This is a genomic window from Blautia sp. MSK18_10, from assembly GCF_020553185.1.
Classification (GTDB): Bacteria; Bacillota; Clostridia; order Lachnospirales; family Lachnospiraceae; genus Blautia_A; species Blautia_A wexlerae.
Genome location: NZ_JAJCGT010000008.1, coordinates 16,338 through 31,962, shown reverse-complemented (window position 1 = coordinate 31,962; position 15,625 = coordinate 16,338). Strand labels below are relative to the sequence as shown.

Genomic DNA, 15,625 nt, shown 5'->3' with positions numbered 1-15,625 from the left:
ACTGCACTGTGCAGTACCTCCTGCTTTATCCGTCAAAACGTGCCATTACCTCTGCATACTTACCGGTTCCCACTGCGACCACGCTCATTGCATCCTGCACAGTCAGTGTACTTACTCCGGTTCTCTGCTCGATCAGTGTATCCATCCCATGAAGAAGGGCACCGCCGCCTGTAAGTACGATTCCTCTGTCTACAATATCCGCAGCCAGTTCCGGCGGTGTCTTTTCCAGAATTCCATGAACAGTCTCCACAATCTGGCTTGTAGCATCCTTTAACGCCACACGTATTTCTTCTGAGGTAAGTGTCACTGTCTTCGGCAGACCGGTGATCACATTTCTCCCCTTTACTTCCATTGTTCTCGGATTTGATTCCTCTATAGCCGTACCAATCTGAATTTTGATCTTCTCTGCCATATCTTCTCCGATAAAAAGTCCATGATTCTTTCTCACATAGTTCAGTATAGCCTGATTAAAAGTGTCCCCTGCAACTTTCACAGAAGCGGAAACCACAACCCCCGCAAGAGAGATAACCGCAACATCCGAAGTTCCGGCTCCAATGTCTACGACCAGATTTCCAAAGGGCTTGGTCACATCCACCCCGGCTCCGATTGCCGCAGCTATAGGTTCCTCCACCATATAGACATCTCTGGCACCAGCCTGATAGGTTGCTTCCTCCACTGCCTTTTTCTCAATCTCTGTAATTCCACTGGGAACACAGATACTGATCCTGGGCTTGCGGAAAGCTCTTCTTCCTATTGCTCTGGATATAAAGTATTTCAACATCTTCTCTGTAACTGTATAATCAACGATCACGCCCTGTCTGATGGGACGGATGATCTCCATATCTGAAGTAATGCGCCCTTCCATCAGACGGGCTTCTTCACCGATCGCACGTATCTTCTCTGTATTTTTATCATAAACTACGATCGAAGGCTCATTTAGCACAAGCCCCTTTCCTGTAGAATAAGCCAGACTGTTCCTGGTTCCCAGGTCAATTCCAATATCACTTGTCGGCATGGAAATCCCCTTTCTGTTCTTACGTTCTCCTCATCCCCTTCAACTGATCATTACTTTTTACAGTCTCTACCGGGGACTTATCCGGTTTAGTTATAACAACTCCATAAAATAATGCGATCAAAACAGTCCAACAGGGCTTCACATCCTGATAAGCCGGATCAAAATATATTATTTACGAGAATTGCTATAAATAATCTCTTCTATTATATACAACTTCCATTTAAAAAGAAAGTCCTGCAATATGATTTCAAGATTATTTCAGATATTTTTTTACATATTTTCCGGTATAGGAAACCGGTGACTGTGCCACCTCCTCAGGAGTTCCCTGAGCAACTACGGTACCTCCTTTGTCTCCACCCTCCGGTCCGATGTCAATGATATAATCTGCGGTCTTAATCACATCCAGATTATGCTCGATCACAACTACTGTATTACCGCCCTCCGATAATCGTTTCAGAATCTCCACCAGCTTATGCACATCCGCAAAATGCAGACCTGTGGTAGGCTCATCCAGAATGTAGATAGTCTTACCTGTGCTGCGCTTGCTCAGCTCTGTGGCAAGCTTGATCCTCTGTGCCTCTCCTCCGGAAAGCTCTGTGGACGGCTGTCCCAGCCGGATATAGGAAAGTCCTACATCATAAAGAGTCTGTATCTTTCTTTTAACAGAAGGAACATTCTCAAAAAAAGTCAGTGCTTCCTCCACCGTCATATTCAGCACATCGTAAATATTCTTATCCTTATACTTTACTTCCAGGGTTTCTCTGTTATATCTCTTACCTTTGCAGACCTCACATGGTACATATACGTCCGGAAGGAAATGCATCTCAATCTTGATAATACCGTCACCGCTGCATGCCTCACATCTTCCGCCCTTTACATTAAAGCTGAAACGTCCTTTCTTATATCCTTTTGCCTTGGCATCTGCTGTTGCTGCAAAAAGATCTCTGATCTGGTCAAATACCCCTGTATAGGTCGCAGGATTGGAACGCGGTGTACGGCCAATAGGTGACTGGTCAATATTGATAACCTTATCCAGTTGGTCTGTTCCCAGAATATCCTTATGTTTTCCCGGAATCACTCTTGCCCGGTTTAGGTCTCTTGCCAGACGTTTATAAAGAATCTCATTGATCAGAGAGCTCTTTCCGGAACCGGAAACTCCTGTGATACAGGTCATGATCCCAAGGGGAATTTTCACATCAATATTCTTGAGATTATTCTCTGCCGCTCCCTTGATAGTAAGAAAACCAGTTGGCTTCCGTCTCTCCGAAGGTACCGGAATCTTTAATTTCCCGCTCAGATAAGCTCCTGTAATGGAATCCTCATTCTTCATCAGATCCTCTGCTGTTCCCATGGCAACCAGTTGTCCGCCATGCTCCCCTGCACCGGGTCCGATATCTACAATACAGTCTGCAGCACGCATAGTATCTTCATCATGCTCTACAACGATCAGGCTGTTTCCAAGATCACGCAGCTTCATCAGTGAACTAAGCAGTCTGTCATTATCCCTCTGATGCAGTCCGATGCTTGGTTCATCCAGAATATAGGCAACTCCCACCAGTCCGGAACCGATCTGGGTAGCCAGACGGATTCTCTGCGCCTCGCCGCCGGAAAGAGTTCCTGTCGCACGTCCCAATGAAAGATAATCCAGTCCTACATCTGACAGGAAACTTACCCTTGCCCTGATTTCCTTCAGAATCTGTCTGCCGATAAGCTGCTGCTGCTCGGAGAGCTGCATATCAGCCAGAAAGACTTTCAGCTTCTCTATGGAAAGATTGGTGACCTCATAAATATTCTTATCCGCCACAGTCACAGCCAGTGATTCCTTCTTCAGTCTCTGACCTTTACAGGTTTTACATGGAGTAATGCGCATGAAAGATTCATACTCCTGCTTCATGGCATCAGAGCCTGTCTCTCTGTAACGCTGCTCCACATTTCGGATCAGCCCCGGAAACGCCACATCGTAAACGCCCTCTCCGCGCTGCCCTTTATAGTAAACCTTTACAGAATGTCCATTAGTTCCGTTGATCAGAATGTCCTGTATCTTCTCCGGATACTCCTCAAAAGGTGTTGCCAGACTGAAATCATATTCTCTGGCAAGAGCATCCAGGATTGCCCTGGAAAAGCTTCCCTCATTTGTGCAGGACTGCCATCCTGTGACCACAATGGCACCATCCAGGATACTCAGAGATCTATCCGGGATCATCAGATCAATATCAAATTCCATTTTATACCCAAGTCCCAGACAGTCCGGACAGGCGCCAAAAGGATTATTGAAAGAAAAGCTTCTCGGTTCGATCTCATCTACACTGATACCACAGTCAGGACAGGAGAAACTCTGGCTGAAATTGTGAATATTTCCATCCATAGTATCTACCATCAGAAGGCCCTCTGCCAGATTCAGCACTGTCTCAATGGAATCTGAGAGTCTTTTCTCAATCCCGGGCTTCACGATCAGACGGTCTACCACAATCTCTATATTATGCTTGATATTCTTGTCCAGACTGATCTCCTCGGAAAGCTCATACAGGTTTCCGTCAATCTGCACACGTACATATCCGCTTCTCTTTGCCTGCTCCAGAAGCTTTGCATGAGTTCCCTTGCGCCCCCGCACAACAGGCGCCAGAAGCTGGATCTTCGTTCTCTCCGGAAAAGACATGATACTGTCTACCATCTGGTCAACTGTCTGCTTCTTAATCTCTCTTCCGCACTTCGGACAATGAGGGATTCCCACTCTGGCATACAGAAGTCGGAAATAATCATAGATTTCTGTCACTGTTCCTACTGTGGAACGGGGATTGCGGTTGGTAGATTTCTGATCAATGGAAATGGCCGGCGGCAGACCTTCGATGCTCTCCACATCCGGCTTCTCCATCTGTCCCAGGAACTGTCTTGCATAGGAAGAGAGAGATTCCATATAACGGCGCTGACCCTCTGCATAGATGGTATCAAAAGCCAGTGAAGATTTACCGGAGCCACTCAGTCCTGTAAATACCACAAACTTGTCTCTGGGAATATCCACACTTAAATTCTTAAGATTATTAACATTGGCACCTCTGATCCTGATAAAGTGCTTCTTCGTTGTATCTGCTGCCATTGTGGGCCTCCTGTTTTTCATTTATAAATAATAACTGTTTCTTACCTTGACAGTTACACCTTTTTCGTATGTTATGATATTCATGGATTGTGCGCAGTTTCGCTGCCCCGCAATCCTCATGGCATCAGTATAATACAGGAACATTTGTTCGTCAAGGCGTTTACGGCAAAAAATCCGCCATAACGGAATTGCTTACATGGATTCCTTCTCTGCTCAGAAAAATCCTTCCGTTTTCTTCCAAAAGCAGTCCCATTGACTTATATTTTCTCAGAACATCCCCGTATATTGCATCTATTTCACTGCCAAACTGCCGCTCAAACTCAGCTTTTGAGATTCCTCTGGTCATACGAAGTCCCAGAAACATGAACTCCGCCATCTCATCCTCTCTGGTGAGGGGCGGCTCTTTTTCTCTTATTTTTTCCGGAGTTCTGCTGTTTTCCAGATATTTTTTCATATCCTGTGTATTGGCAAAACGTTCCTTTCCATAAAGAGAGGAAGCTCCCAGGCCAAACCCCAGATAATCCTGTCGGATCCAATAGCCCACGTTATGCCTGCATTCTCTGCCTTTCTTTGCGTAATTGGAAATCTCATACTGCTCAAAGCCATATTCTCTCAGAATCTGTGCTGTTGCCTCATACATATTGTACTCCGCATCTTCATCCGGCAAATTCAGCGTCCGCGATGCAAAAGGTGTGCCCTCCTCAATGATCAGGCTGTATGCGGAAATATGTTCCGGATCCAGTCCTGCAACAGTGCGAAGATTGTGGATCCATCCTTCATAAGTCTGATCCGGGATCGCACTCATCAGATCAATATTGATATTGTCGAACCCTGCCTCTCTTGCACTTCTGTAAGTCTCCAGAAACTGCTCATAATTGTGGATTCTTCCAAGGATCTTCAGTTCTCTGTCATCCGGCGACTGTAAACCTATGCTCAGGCGGTTGATTCCATATGTTCTGTATGCCTGCAGTTTGTTTCTGTCTGCAGTCCCCGGGTTTACTTCTATGGTGATCTCAGCATGATCCGCAATCTGAAATTTTCGTCTTATATGATTTAAAATTTCTCCTATGAATCTCTCATCCAAAACAGAAGGAGTGCCCCCTCCAATAAATACAGAGGATACACTCCTTCCTTTTCCTTCTTCTGCTGCATTGATTTCTTCAAGCAGAGCATCTACATAATCAGCCTGCTCCTTTGGACCTGACGGACCGGAAAGGAAATCACAGTAATCACATTTTTTTATGCAAAATGGAATGTGGATATAGATTTCCATGGGAGAATCTGTGATATTTCTTCTCTCCATTGTAATCTGCTCCTGTTATGACCTGTTTTCTATTCCTCAGTATCTGATGTACTGCTGTCTTGCTCATTGTTATCTGCTGAGTCGACACTGTTATCTGTACTGTCGGCATCACTTTGGCTGTCTGAACTTTCCGCAGATGAGATACCTGCTGCATCCTGTTCTGCCAGATACGTATTTACCATTGTCAGATTACCATTGGTGGTAACTGCTGCGGAAGCTACCTGATCCGGTGCCGGAGTGGGACTTGTCTCTTCCGGCGCAACACTGATCTGGATCACTTTGGAGGACGCTTCATCTACCTCCCTGGTTTTCCCACATCCGGAGACAGAAATTCCAAGCAATAACATACATAGTATAACTGTTTTTCGCTTAATCATTTTCTTCAATATTTTAACCTTCTGTTGAAATGAGCACTATTCACAGATAACTGTTCAGTACCTTCACAGTTATGTGGACAGCAGGCTGCCGAATAGTTACCATTCATACTTTATTTATCATCCAGTTTCAATACACTCATAAATGCTTTCTGCGGAATCTCCACATTGCCTACCTGACGCATACGTTTCTTACCTTCCTTCTGTTTCTCCAGAAGTTTCTTCTTACGGGAAATATCACCGCCGTAACACTTGGCAAGTACATCCTTACGCATGGCTCTGACTGTCTCTCTGGCAATAATCTTGCTTCCGACAGCTGCCTGGATCGGAATCTCAAAAAGCTGGCGGGGAATCTCATCTTTTAATTTCTCGCACATCTTACGGCCTCTCTCATATGCTGTATCTGCATGTACGATAAAGGAAAGAGCATCCACTTCTTCTTTGTTTACCAGAATATCCAGTTTCACAAGCTCGCTGCGCTCATATCCGCAGAGTTCGTAATCCAGAGAAGCATAGCCTCTGGAACGGGATTTGAGGGCATCAAAGAAATCATAGATAATCTCATTTAACGGCAGCTTATATTTCAGAAGCGCACGTGTTTCTTCCATATAATCCATTCCCAGATACTGCCCTCTTCGTTCCTGGCAAAGATCCATAATTGCACCGATAAATTCAGTTGTTACCATGATCTCGGCATTTACCATTGGTTCTTCCATGTATTCAATCTCTGATGGATCCGGCAGATTGCTTGGGTTTGTCAGATTGATAACTTCGCCGTTAGTTTTGTATACTTTATAAATAACACCGGGAGCTGTGGTCACAAGATCAAGGTTGTATTCTCTTTCCAGACGCTCCTGAATAATCTCAAGATGGAGCAATCCCAGAAAACCACATCGGAAACCAAAGCCAAGGGCTACAGATGTCTCCGGTTCATAGAACAGAGAGGCGTCATTGAGCTGAAGCTTCTCAAGAGCATCTCTCAGATCACCGTATTTGGCACCATCTGCCGGGTATAATCCGCAGTATACCATAGGATTTACTTTCTTATAGCCCGGAAGTGCTTCTGCACATGGTCTTTCCTTATCTGTAACTGTATCACCTACACGAGTGTCACCAAGGTTTTTAATACTCGCAGTGATGTATCCTACCATGCCTGCTGTCAGTTCCTCGCATGGAATGAACTGTCCTGCACCAAAGTATCCGACTTCCACAACTTCTGTGGTGAAGCCTGTTGCCATCATATGGATCTGGGTGCCTCTTTTCACACGGCCATCCATGACACGGCAGAATACGATAACGCCTTTGTATGCATCATAAATGGAGTCAAAGATCAGGGCTTTTAATGGTGCATCTACATCGCCATGAGGTGCCGGGATCTTTGTTACGATCTGTTCCAGGACTTCTTCTACATTAAGTCCTGTTTTGGCAGAAATCCTTGGTGCGTCATGGGCTTCAAGGCCGATGACATCTTCGATTTCATTTACCACACGATCCGGTTCTGCGCTTGGCAGGTCGATTTTGTTGATGACCGGAAGGACATCCAGGTCATGGTTAAGGGCAAGATATACATTTGCCAGTGTCTGGGCTTCGATTCCCTGAGCTGCATCTACTACCAGGATTGCACCGTCGCAGGCTGCAAGGCTTCGGGATACTTCGTAATTGAAGTCTACATGGCCGGGGGTGTCGATCAGGTTGAAGATGTATTCTTCGCCGTCTTTGGCTTTGTATACGATTCGTACTGCCTGAGATTTAATGGTGATTCCACGTTCTCTTTCAAGTTCCATGTTGTCCAGTACCTGTGACTGCATTTCACGTTCTGTCAGAGTGCCGGTCATTTCGATGATTCGGTCGGCAAGAGTGGATTTGCCGTGGTCTATGTGTGCAATAATACAGAAATTTCTGATTTTGCTCTGGTCTATCATTAAGGAATTCCCTCCTGAGTTCTTTCTTATATACTATAATTGATGGGTTTGCTAATTTTGTATTATAACATATGGGGGAAGGGTTTGTCATCTATTTATCTACATGGACGCACAGAAACAGTAACCAGAAACATCCTGGTAATTGGAATTCAACCCTGCAGTACCTTGTCTAAGATGTCGGCAAATGGTTCCATGGCATTTTTTACTTCCTGGACAGTGTTGGTCTGGGCTCCGGCTTCCAGAAGAAGGGAGCGGGGACGGAGGTGGAGATTGTAACGGTAACCTGCAAGGTAAATTCCCCGGTAAAATTGAGGATAGTATTGGGCTGCCTGATATTCCAGCTGGAAGGAAAATGCCAGGTTTTGCTGTATGTAGGGATTTGGCAGATAGTCCAGGGAACCTTTGGATGTCGTATAACTCAGTCCATTGTAAAAAAGGATCTGAGCTGTGGGTTTTCCATTGATCTCTGTTACAAGATGCCGGTCTTCAGGGACGCCGTCCCGGTGAAGGTCTATGATCACCTGGATATCCGGGTTTTCCTGCAGGTAGGGTTCCAGATAATCGCGGGCATAATCATAAGCGGCGCTGCGGTCCAGTTCACCGCCTGCCATGTCAAACTGCTCTTTGAGATGGACTACCTGATAACCGTAGTTTTCTGTGAGAAGCTGTGTCAGATAATCTCCTACTCCTACAATCGTGTCGGATTCTTCCCCTTCTCTGGAATCTGCAAAGGTTTCCTGCGAATGGCTGTGATAGATCAGAATCTGAGGGGTATCGGTTTCTTTGGTAATTTTTAAGTCCTGTTTCAGAAAATCCCCGGCATTGATCTGTACGGCATCTGCTTCTGTGTTGGAATCTACGATATAGAATTGTCCCAGAAGATAATTATAATCTGCCAGTTTTTCGGGGGACAGGTCGATTATTGGATGAGGAACTGCAGCAGCAATGGTTTCTGTGCTGTTCTGAATATTTTGGTCATTCTGCGCTGCTGACTCTTGCGGCTTCTGTGATTTGTCCGTTTCATGATTTTCCGGTGACGCAGTTATCTTTTTCGGTTTAGGTGTCTTGTCTGATTTTTTTGAAGTTTGTTCTGATTCTGATATTTTCGCTGACTCTGATATTTTCGCTGATTTTACTGTTTTCGAAGGAATTGCTGTTTCTTTCGGTACCGGTGTAGATTCTGGTGTCTGTAATTCTTCAGATTCGTTTTTTTCTGCCAGCAATTGTTCGGACCGTGCACGCTCTCCCAGATATTTTCCGTTTTCTCCTGCTATTTTTTTATAAGTTTCAATATCTTCATAGGAACTCATATGAGCTCTTTTTTCCAGAAAGCGGTACAGGGGCAGATGCCTGTACACATTTTCTCCTGTAAAAAATGTCCCCGGCAATACTGCCAGAGTGGCAAAAAAGCACATACTAAGCAGAATGCAGAACGCTTTCTGAACGTTTGTCACATGGATCACCTCTTGACTTATCCTATGTCCATGTTTTCCCATTTATACCCTGTTCACACTGACGGAACAATTTTCCGGTCAGCCGCCTATTTCCTCAAACGCCATGTTCAGTCCTTCTGAGATTGTGAAGCTCAGGTATTTTACTGTCTCATCCACATCTTTGGGAGTTACAAACATGGTGTGAAGATGAGGAGATATCATTTCTTCCAGAAATTCTTTCTGTTCTGCCTCTTCCAGAGCTTCCAGAAGGTGTGCCATGGAATCATGGACGATAGTTGCCGCATCTACTACGGTGGGTACTCCGATCCCGATCACTTTTACCTGCAGATTTTCTTCTGTAAGCCCCACTCTGTGATTGCCTACACCGGAACCCGGGTTGATTCCTGTATCTGTGATCTGAATTGTACGGTTCAGGCGTCTGGTGCTTCTTGCTGCCAGCGCATCAATGGCAATCACTATGTCCGGCTTTGTCTCTGCCACGATTCCCTGTATGATTTCAGATGTCTCCATCCCTGTCTGCGCCATTACTCCCGGGATAATTCCGCTGATACGGTGCATTTTTTCTTTTCCAAGGCTCTGCAGGCCATACTCTCTTATCATATGTCTCGTTATATGAAGATTTTCTACCACATGAGGCCCCAGGGAATCGGCTGTGATCGCTGAATTTCCCAGACCTACTACCAGAATGGACAGCTCACGCTCCAGATTGATCACATTCTGTAAATGACGGGCGATTTCCAGGGAAATTTCTCTGTGATAATCCTCATCATGTACAGAAAGCCCCGGAGCTTCTATCGTAATATAGCTTCCCTGGGGCCGTCCCATTGTCCGGGCACCGTTTTCTGTGGTGATCTTTACCACAGTGGTACGGATATCTTTCTCTTCGTTATAATCTTCGTGGATCTCCACTCCCCGGACTTCTACGTTTTCCTCTGTAAACCGTTCGGTTGCCTCCAGCGCCAGGTCTGTTCTTATTCCGTAATTATCCAGCATCTCTTTTCCCTCCGTACTTCATTCAATATTTGTTACTGTTTGCTCCGTTCTTATAACAATCTTTTATATCTATTTTTAGCTTTTTTTATGGAAATATGTATTGACAAGGAAGATTATTTGAGATAATATATATAAGCATGTTCATAGGAGCGCCCGTGTCTGTTTCTATGACAGGAGTATAATAATATTTTATCGAATTAAATTGGAGGTGTACGAATTGGCTAACATTAAATCTGCTAAGAAAAGAATTTTAGTAAACAGAACTAAAGCAGCAAGAAACAAAGCAATCAAATCTGCAGTTAAAACTTCTATGAAGAAAGTTGAAGCAGCAGTAGCAAATAAAGATAAGACAGCTGCAGAAGTAGCATTAAAGGATGCTGTTTCCACAATCAGCAAAGCTACATCCAAAGGTGTTTATCATAAAAACAACTGTGCAAGAAAAGTTGCCCGTTTAGCTAAAGCTGTTAACAGCATTGACTAATTATAGATTGAATTTTTAATTATAAGCTTATGATTAAAAAGGACAGCCATCACCGTCATGTGGCTGTCTTTTTTGTTATTATCTTTTGTAACTGCCAGAATATCCGGCAGTTACCGTTTTTCCTATTTTACTTTACTGCTGTACTTAATGATCAGTAATTCTACGCTCAGCTTATCTTCCAGTCGTCCTGTTTTTACTGATTCTTCCGCATCCACAAAATCTTTTACTGCCTGTTCCAGTTCAGATATGGTGTAAGCTCTGGCACATGTTGTAATGTTTCTCACAACAAATCCGGGAACTCCCAGTTTCGAAGCTATTTCTGTCTGTGCAAGTCCTGCTGCTGCAAACTGTTTTGCCAACAGCAGCTGGCGATACTGCTTCGCAAGAAGAAACAGGATTCTCATCGGCGGTTCTTTCAATGTCAGCAGATCATAATAAAGTTCCAGTGCACGCTTCTGGTTTTTCTCCGTTACCGCACGCACCATATCAAAAATTCTGTTGGTTGTCTGGGTTGTGCAGATTTCTTCAATATCCTCTGCAGTCACCACATCCCTGCCTTCTGTATAACTGATAAGCTTCTCCATCTCCATCCTGAGATTCCCCATATCAGTTCCTGTTTTGGTCAGCAGAAGTTCCATGTCTCTCTGGGTGATCTTTTTTCCGGCTTTCCCCAGGATCCCTGCTGCCCAGCGCATCAGAGTTTTTTCATCCTGTCTGATAAATTCCGCAATACTTCCGCAGGCTTTTACTGCTTTGTACATGCGGTTTCTCTTGTCTACTTCCGTTTCTGCAAAAACCAGATACAGATAGTCCGGCAGCTCTTTCATATAATCTGCCAGTTCCTCACACTTATTTTTGAAAAAACCTGTATCTTCCAGCAAAACAACTCTGCGCTCTGCGAAAAATGGCATAGTTTCACAGAGGTCGATCAACTGTTTTACATCAATCCCCTTGCCTTCATAGTGATTGAAGTTCATAGTATCCCCATCCGGATTCAGTGCCTTTACCAGATTCTGTTTATACTGTTGTTTCAGATATGCTTCCTCTCCATAGAGAAGATACACCTGTTTAAAATTTCCTGATTTAATGTCTGCCTGTATGTTTTTCAATTTTCTACTCCTGAGGCTGTTTTGTCTGTAACTGTTCAGCAATCTGTTGTTCTATTCACAGATACCAAGATATCAGACTGCAGAGCAGTTACTTTGTTACTGTTCTCAGTAACGTTACTTTTATTGTATCAATTCCATGACATAATAGCCAGCAGAAAATTTCAGATTATTATTCAGCCGCCCAGCTCCACCATTCTGTGAATGCATTTTCCGGCGCCTTCCATGATATTTTCCGGAAGGAGGATTTCTTCCCCGCCCTGTCCTTTCAGGCAGTTGTAGATGTCCATTAAGGTGGTAACCTTCATATTCATGCATGTAAGCTGTACTGCAACCGGGTAAAATTTCTTATCAGGACATTCAAACTGAAGATGCTCTACAATGCTGTTTTCTGTTCCGATGATAAATTCTTTATGTTCAGATTTCTTTGCAAATTCCATGATTCCTGTGGTGGAGCCTACATAATCAGCCTGCTCTACTACTTCCTGACGGCATTCCGGGTGTACCAGGAAAAGTGCATCCGGATGCGTTGCGCGGGCTTTTTCTACATCTTTTGCACTGACCACGATATGTCTCGGACATCCGCCTTTATAAAATGCAAAAGTTTTCTCCGGAAGCTTTTCCGCCACATAATGTCCCAGGTTCGGATCCGGAATAAATAAAATCTTATCCTGCTCCAGCTTTTTGCAGATTTCAACTGCTGATGAGGACGTAACGCATACGTCACATTCTGTTTTCAGTTCTGAAGTTGTATTAATATAGGCGACAACTGCATAATCCGGATACTGTGCTTTTAATTCACGCAGACCTTCCAGATCCAACTGCTCTGCCATGGGACATCCGGCTACAGGATTAGCAAGCCATACTCTCTTCTTCGGGCTTAAAATCTTGCAGGTTTCTGCCATAAAACGCACGCCGCACATGATCACACCGCTGCAGTCTCTTTTGGACGCCTGTACACTCAGGCCATAGGAATCTCCTGTATAGTCTGCTACTTCCAGAATCTCCTGACCCTGATATGCGTGTGCAAGAATACAGATATCCTGTTCTTTTTTCATTCGCAGGATTTCCTGCTGAATTTCTGCTATTGTCATCTTCTGAATCCCTTCTTACTTATATATTATGATGTTTTTCCTTTTCCCATGGCTGAAGTGGTGCAAGGAAACCTGCTTTCTTTAACTGTTCTCCGATCAGATCCAGCCTTTCCTGGCTGGATGCTTCTATCAGATGATAATGATACCCGGAAGTAGCACTGCTTAATACGCTGGAATGGCTGCTATTGATCGCCTGGACAAATTCATTCACATCCTGTCTGGAACGAATATCCATCTCTGCAGTGACACGGCCATAAACCCTGTGGCTGATGCTGATATTTTTCACTCGCCCGCCACAGTCCACGATCAGATTCAGTTCCTCCGCTGCCTGTTCCTGCCCATGGCGTACTTTAAATTCTCTGGTGCATGCAATATCTTTATCCTGCTGCAACACATATCCTCTGGTCGTTGACAGGATTCCCGGTGTAGATGCACGTATCACAGCCATATCCTGCACGATCACCTGTCTGCTTACTCCGAACTGTGATGCCATCGCCCTGGCAGCCACAGGTTTTTCTTCCTGCTGAAGGAGCTTTAAAATTTCAGTTCTTCTCTGAGCAGTATTCATACTTTCCCATCCTTTCTCCACGATATAATCCTATAGCAAATTATCCGCTGCCATGTTATTATATTGCATGAAGATTCTTCATGGAAATGTCAAGGATTGGAGCAGAATGTGTCAGTGCACCGCTGGAAACAAAATCCACACCTGTTTCCAGGATTTTGGCGATATTTTCCTTTGTGATATTTCCGGAGCATTCTGTCTGTGCCCGGCCTGCGATAAGCTCTACTGCTTCTTTCATCATTTCCGGTGTCATATTGTCAAGCATAATGATATCTGCTCCTGCTTCTACTGCTTCTTTTACCTGTTCCATAGTCTCTACTTCAATCTCGATCTTACGGACAAATGGTGCATATTCTTTTGCCATGGCCACTGCTTTCGCTACGCTTCCGGCTGCTCCGATATGATTATCCTTAAGCAGTACTCCGTCAGAAAGATTATATCTGTGGTTGCATCCGCCGCCTATACGTACAGCATATTTTTCAAAAACACGACAGTTCGGAGTTGTCTTTCTGGTGTCCAGAAGTGTTACCTTACTTCCTTCCAGAAGCTTTGAAACCTGTTTTGTATAAGTAGCGATACCACTCATTCTCTGGAGATAATTCAGGGCAACTCTCTCTCCGGAAAGAAGCACCCGGATATCTCCTGTTACTGTTCCAAGAAGATCGCCCTTCTTTACTGCCTCACCGTCTTTAAAGTTGAAACTGATCTCTGTTTTCTCATCCAGAATCTGGAATACTCTCGCATATACATCCAGTCCGGCAATGATTCCGTCTTCCTTTGCGATCAGATCTACGGTTCCTTTTACTGCGCTTCGCATCACTGCATTCGTGGAAACATCCTCACTGGTAATGTCCTCCTGAAGCGCCATACGGATCAGCTTGTCTGCCTGCATTTTCATTGTAATACTATTCATGACTTTTTTTCATCCTTTCAATCTCTTTTAATACGGTTTCGTGGCAGGCATTAAGCAGTTCTTCTCTGCTTTCATACATATTCATATCAATTGCATCTGCCCGCACATATTCCGGTGTCTGTCCAAATATCATATCATCTGCAGCCTTTCTTGCAAAGACCAGAGATTCCAGAAGAGAATTACTTGCCAGACGGTTTCTTCCATGGACGCCATTACAGCTTGTCTCTCCACAGGCATAAAGTCCCTTCATGGAAGTTTTGCTTCCCAGATTTACCTTGATCCCACCCATAAAATAATGCTGTGCCGGAACAACCGGGATTGGCTCTTTTCTCGGATCAAAACCTTCTTCCACGCATTGTTCATAAATATGAGGAAAATGTTCCAGAATTGTTTTCTCTCCCAGAGGGCGCATATCTTCCCATACAAACTCTGTTCCATCCTTTTCCATCTGGGCAAAAATCTTCTGGCTCAGCAGATCTCTCGGCTGTAATTCGTTTGTAAAACGCTGTCCGTTCTTATCATACAGAAGAGCACCTTCTCCTCTGACTGATTCTGAAACCAGGAAACGCCGTCCGGGTTTCTTTGAATAGAGAGTTGTCGGATGAATCTGGATATAGTCCAGATTTTCCATTTCCACATGGTGCTTCATTGCAATTCCCACACCATCTCCCGCAATATGCGAAAAGTTGGTAGAGTTTTTAAAAAGCCCGCCGATTCCGCCGCAGGCAAGAACCACATACTGAGAATAAACAGGAAATGCCTGGTCATTCCGGTCCATTGCAATGATTCCGCAGACTGTATTGTCTTTGGAGATCAGGTCTACCATAGTCATATATTCACAAATTTCAATATTTTCTTTTATTTTTGCAGCAGTTAAGAGAGTCTGTGTGATTTCTTTTCCTGTAATATCCTCATGAAAAAGAATTCTTGGCTGGGAATGTGCTCCCTCTCTGGTAAATGCCAGATTTCCCAGGCCATCCCTTGCAAAATCCACATGATAACGCAGAAGATCTCTGATAATATCATTGGAACTGCGGATCATCAGATCTACTGCCCGTTTATTATTCTCATAATGTCCTGCCCGCATGGTATCTTCAAAATAATTTTCATAGTCATCTTCGCCGCGCAGCATACAGATTCCGCCCTGTGCCAGGAATGAATCTGACTGGTCTGCCTCCTGCTTGGTGATAAGCAGGATTTTCATTTTCTCCGGAAGGTTCAGTGCACAGTACAGTCCGGCTGCCCCTGTTCCCACAATAATGACATCATAATGTTCTTTCATCTTTCTTTCCTCACATCATGCCTGATTTT

General features: G+C 44.3%; 13 protein-coding genes. 1 reads left to right on the top strand and 12 read right to left on the bottom strand.

Annotated elements, in window-relative coordinates:
• Positions 1–25: 25 nt before the first annotated feature.
• The 7 genes from LI074_RS05505 to gpr all read right to left on the bottom strand — a co-directional run bounded on the left by LI074_RS05505 (position 26) and on the right by gpr (position 10,155).
• On the bottom strand, positions 26–1,015 hold the full coding sequence (locus LI074_RS05505) for a rod shape-determining protein (RefSeq protein ID WP_008706145.1): 990 nt from the start codon (positions 1,013–1,015) through the stop codon (positions 26–28).
• Between the two features lie 253 nt (positions 1,016–1,268).
• Positions 1,269–4,109, bottom strand: coding sequence for an excinuclease ABC subunit UvrA (gene uvrA / locus LI074_RS05500; RefSeq protein WP_062807396.1), 2,841 nt, complete (start codon positions 4,107–4,109; stop codon positions 1,269–1,271).
• 160 nt (positions 4,110–4,269) lie between these two features.
• Positions 4,270–5,412 (bottom strand): radical SAM family heme chaperone HemW, encoded by a 1,143-nt coding sequence (gene hemW, locus LI074_RS05495; protein ID WP_008706150.1) that lies wholly within the window; start codon positions 5,410–5,412, stop codon positions 4,270–4,272.
• Positions 5,413–5,441: 29 nt separating this feature from the next.
• Complete coding sequence (locus LI074_RS05490; RefSeq protein WP_025578510.1) at positions 5,442–5,798, bottom strand: hypothetical protein; 357 nt, start codon at positions 5,796–5,798, stop codon at positions 5,442–5,444.
• A gap of 101 nt (positions 5,799–5,899) precedes the next feature.
• The gene (gene lepA, locus LI074_RS05485; RefSeq protein ID WP_265107652.1) at positions 5,900–7,708 is read right to left on the bottom strand and encodes a translation elongation factor 4; all 1,809 of its coding nucleotides are present in this window, start codon (positions 7,706–7,708) and stop codon (positions 5,900–5,902) included.
• A gap of 149 nt (positions 7,709–7,857) precedes the next feature.
• Positions 7,858–9,162, bottom strand: coding sequence for a stage II sporulation protein P (locus LI074_RS05480; RefSeq protein WP_265107651.1), 1,305 nt, complete (start codon positions 9,160–9,162; stop codon positions 7,858–7,860).
• Positions 9,163–9,240: 78 nt separating this feature from the next.
• Positions 9,241–10,155, bottom strand: coding sequence for a GPR endopeptidase (gene gpr / locus LI074_RS05475; RefSeq protein WP_022380109.1), 915 nt, complete (start codon positions 10,153–10,155; stop codon positions 9,241–9,243).
• 217 nt (positions 10,156–10,372) lie between these two features.
• Here gpr and rpsT point away from each other — a divergent pair, with 217 nt between their 5' ends.
• A complete protein-coding gene (rpsT, locus tag LI074_RS05470) occupies positions 10,373–10,636 on the top strand; it encodes a 30S ribosomal protein S20 (protein ID WP_265107650.1) in 264 nt (87 codons plus the stop codon).
• Positions 10,637–10,758: 122 nt separating this feature from the next.
• Here the strand turns inward: rpsT and holA are convergent, their stop codons facing one another.
• The 5 genes from holA to LI074_RS05445 all read right to left on the bottom strand — a co-directional run bounded on the left by holA (position 10,759) and on the right by LI074_RS05445 (position 15,596).
• Positions 10,759–11,745 (bottom strand): DNA polymerase III subunit delta, encoded by a 987-nt coding sequence (gene holA, locus LI074_RS05465; RefSeq protein ID WP_008706160.1) that lies wholly within the window; start codon positions 11,743–11,745, stop codon positions 10,759–10,761.
• A 173-nt stretch (positions 11,746–11,918) separates the two neighbouring features.
• On the bottom strand, positions 11,919–12,836 hold the full coding sequence (gene nadA, locus LI074_RS05460; RefSeq protein WP_265107649.1) for a quinolinate synthase NadA: 918 nt from the start codon (positions 12,834–12,836) through the stop codon (positions 11,919–11,921).
• 19 nt (positions 12,837–12,855) lie between these two features.
• On the bottom strand, positions 12,856–13,404 hold the full coding sequence (locus LI074_RS05455) for a transcription repressor NadR (protein ID WP_022380106.1): 549 nt from the start codon (positions 13,402–13,404) through the stop codon (positions 12,856–12,858).
• 58 nt (positions 13,405–13,462) lie between these two features.
• Positions 13,463–14,314: a carboxylating nicotinate-nucleotide diphosphorylase gene (gene nadC, locus LI074_RS05450; protein WP_022380105.1), complete on the bottom strand. Its 852-nt coding sequence runs from the start codon at positions 14,312–14,314 to the stop codon at positions 13,463–13,465.
• The gene (locus LI074_RS05445) at positions 14,307–15,596 is read right to left on the bottom strand and encodes an L-aspartate oxidase (protein WP_025578522.1); all 1,290 of its coding nucleotides are present in this window, start codon (positions 15,594–15,596) and stop codon (positions 14,307–14,309) included. The genes nadC and LI074_RS05445 overlap by 8 nt, the downstream gene beginning before the upstream one ends.
• Positions 15,597–15,625: the final 29 nt, after the last annotated feature.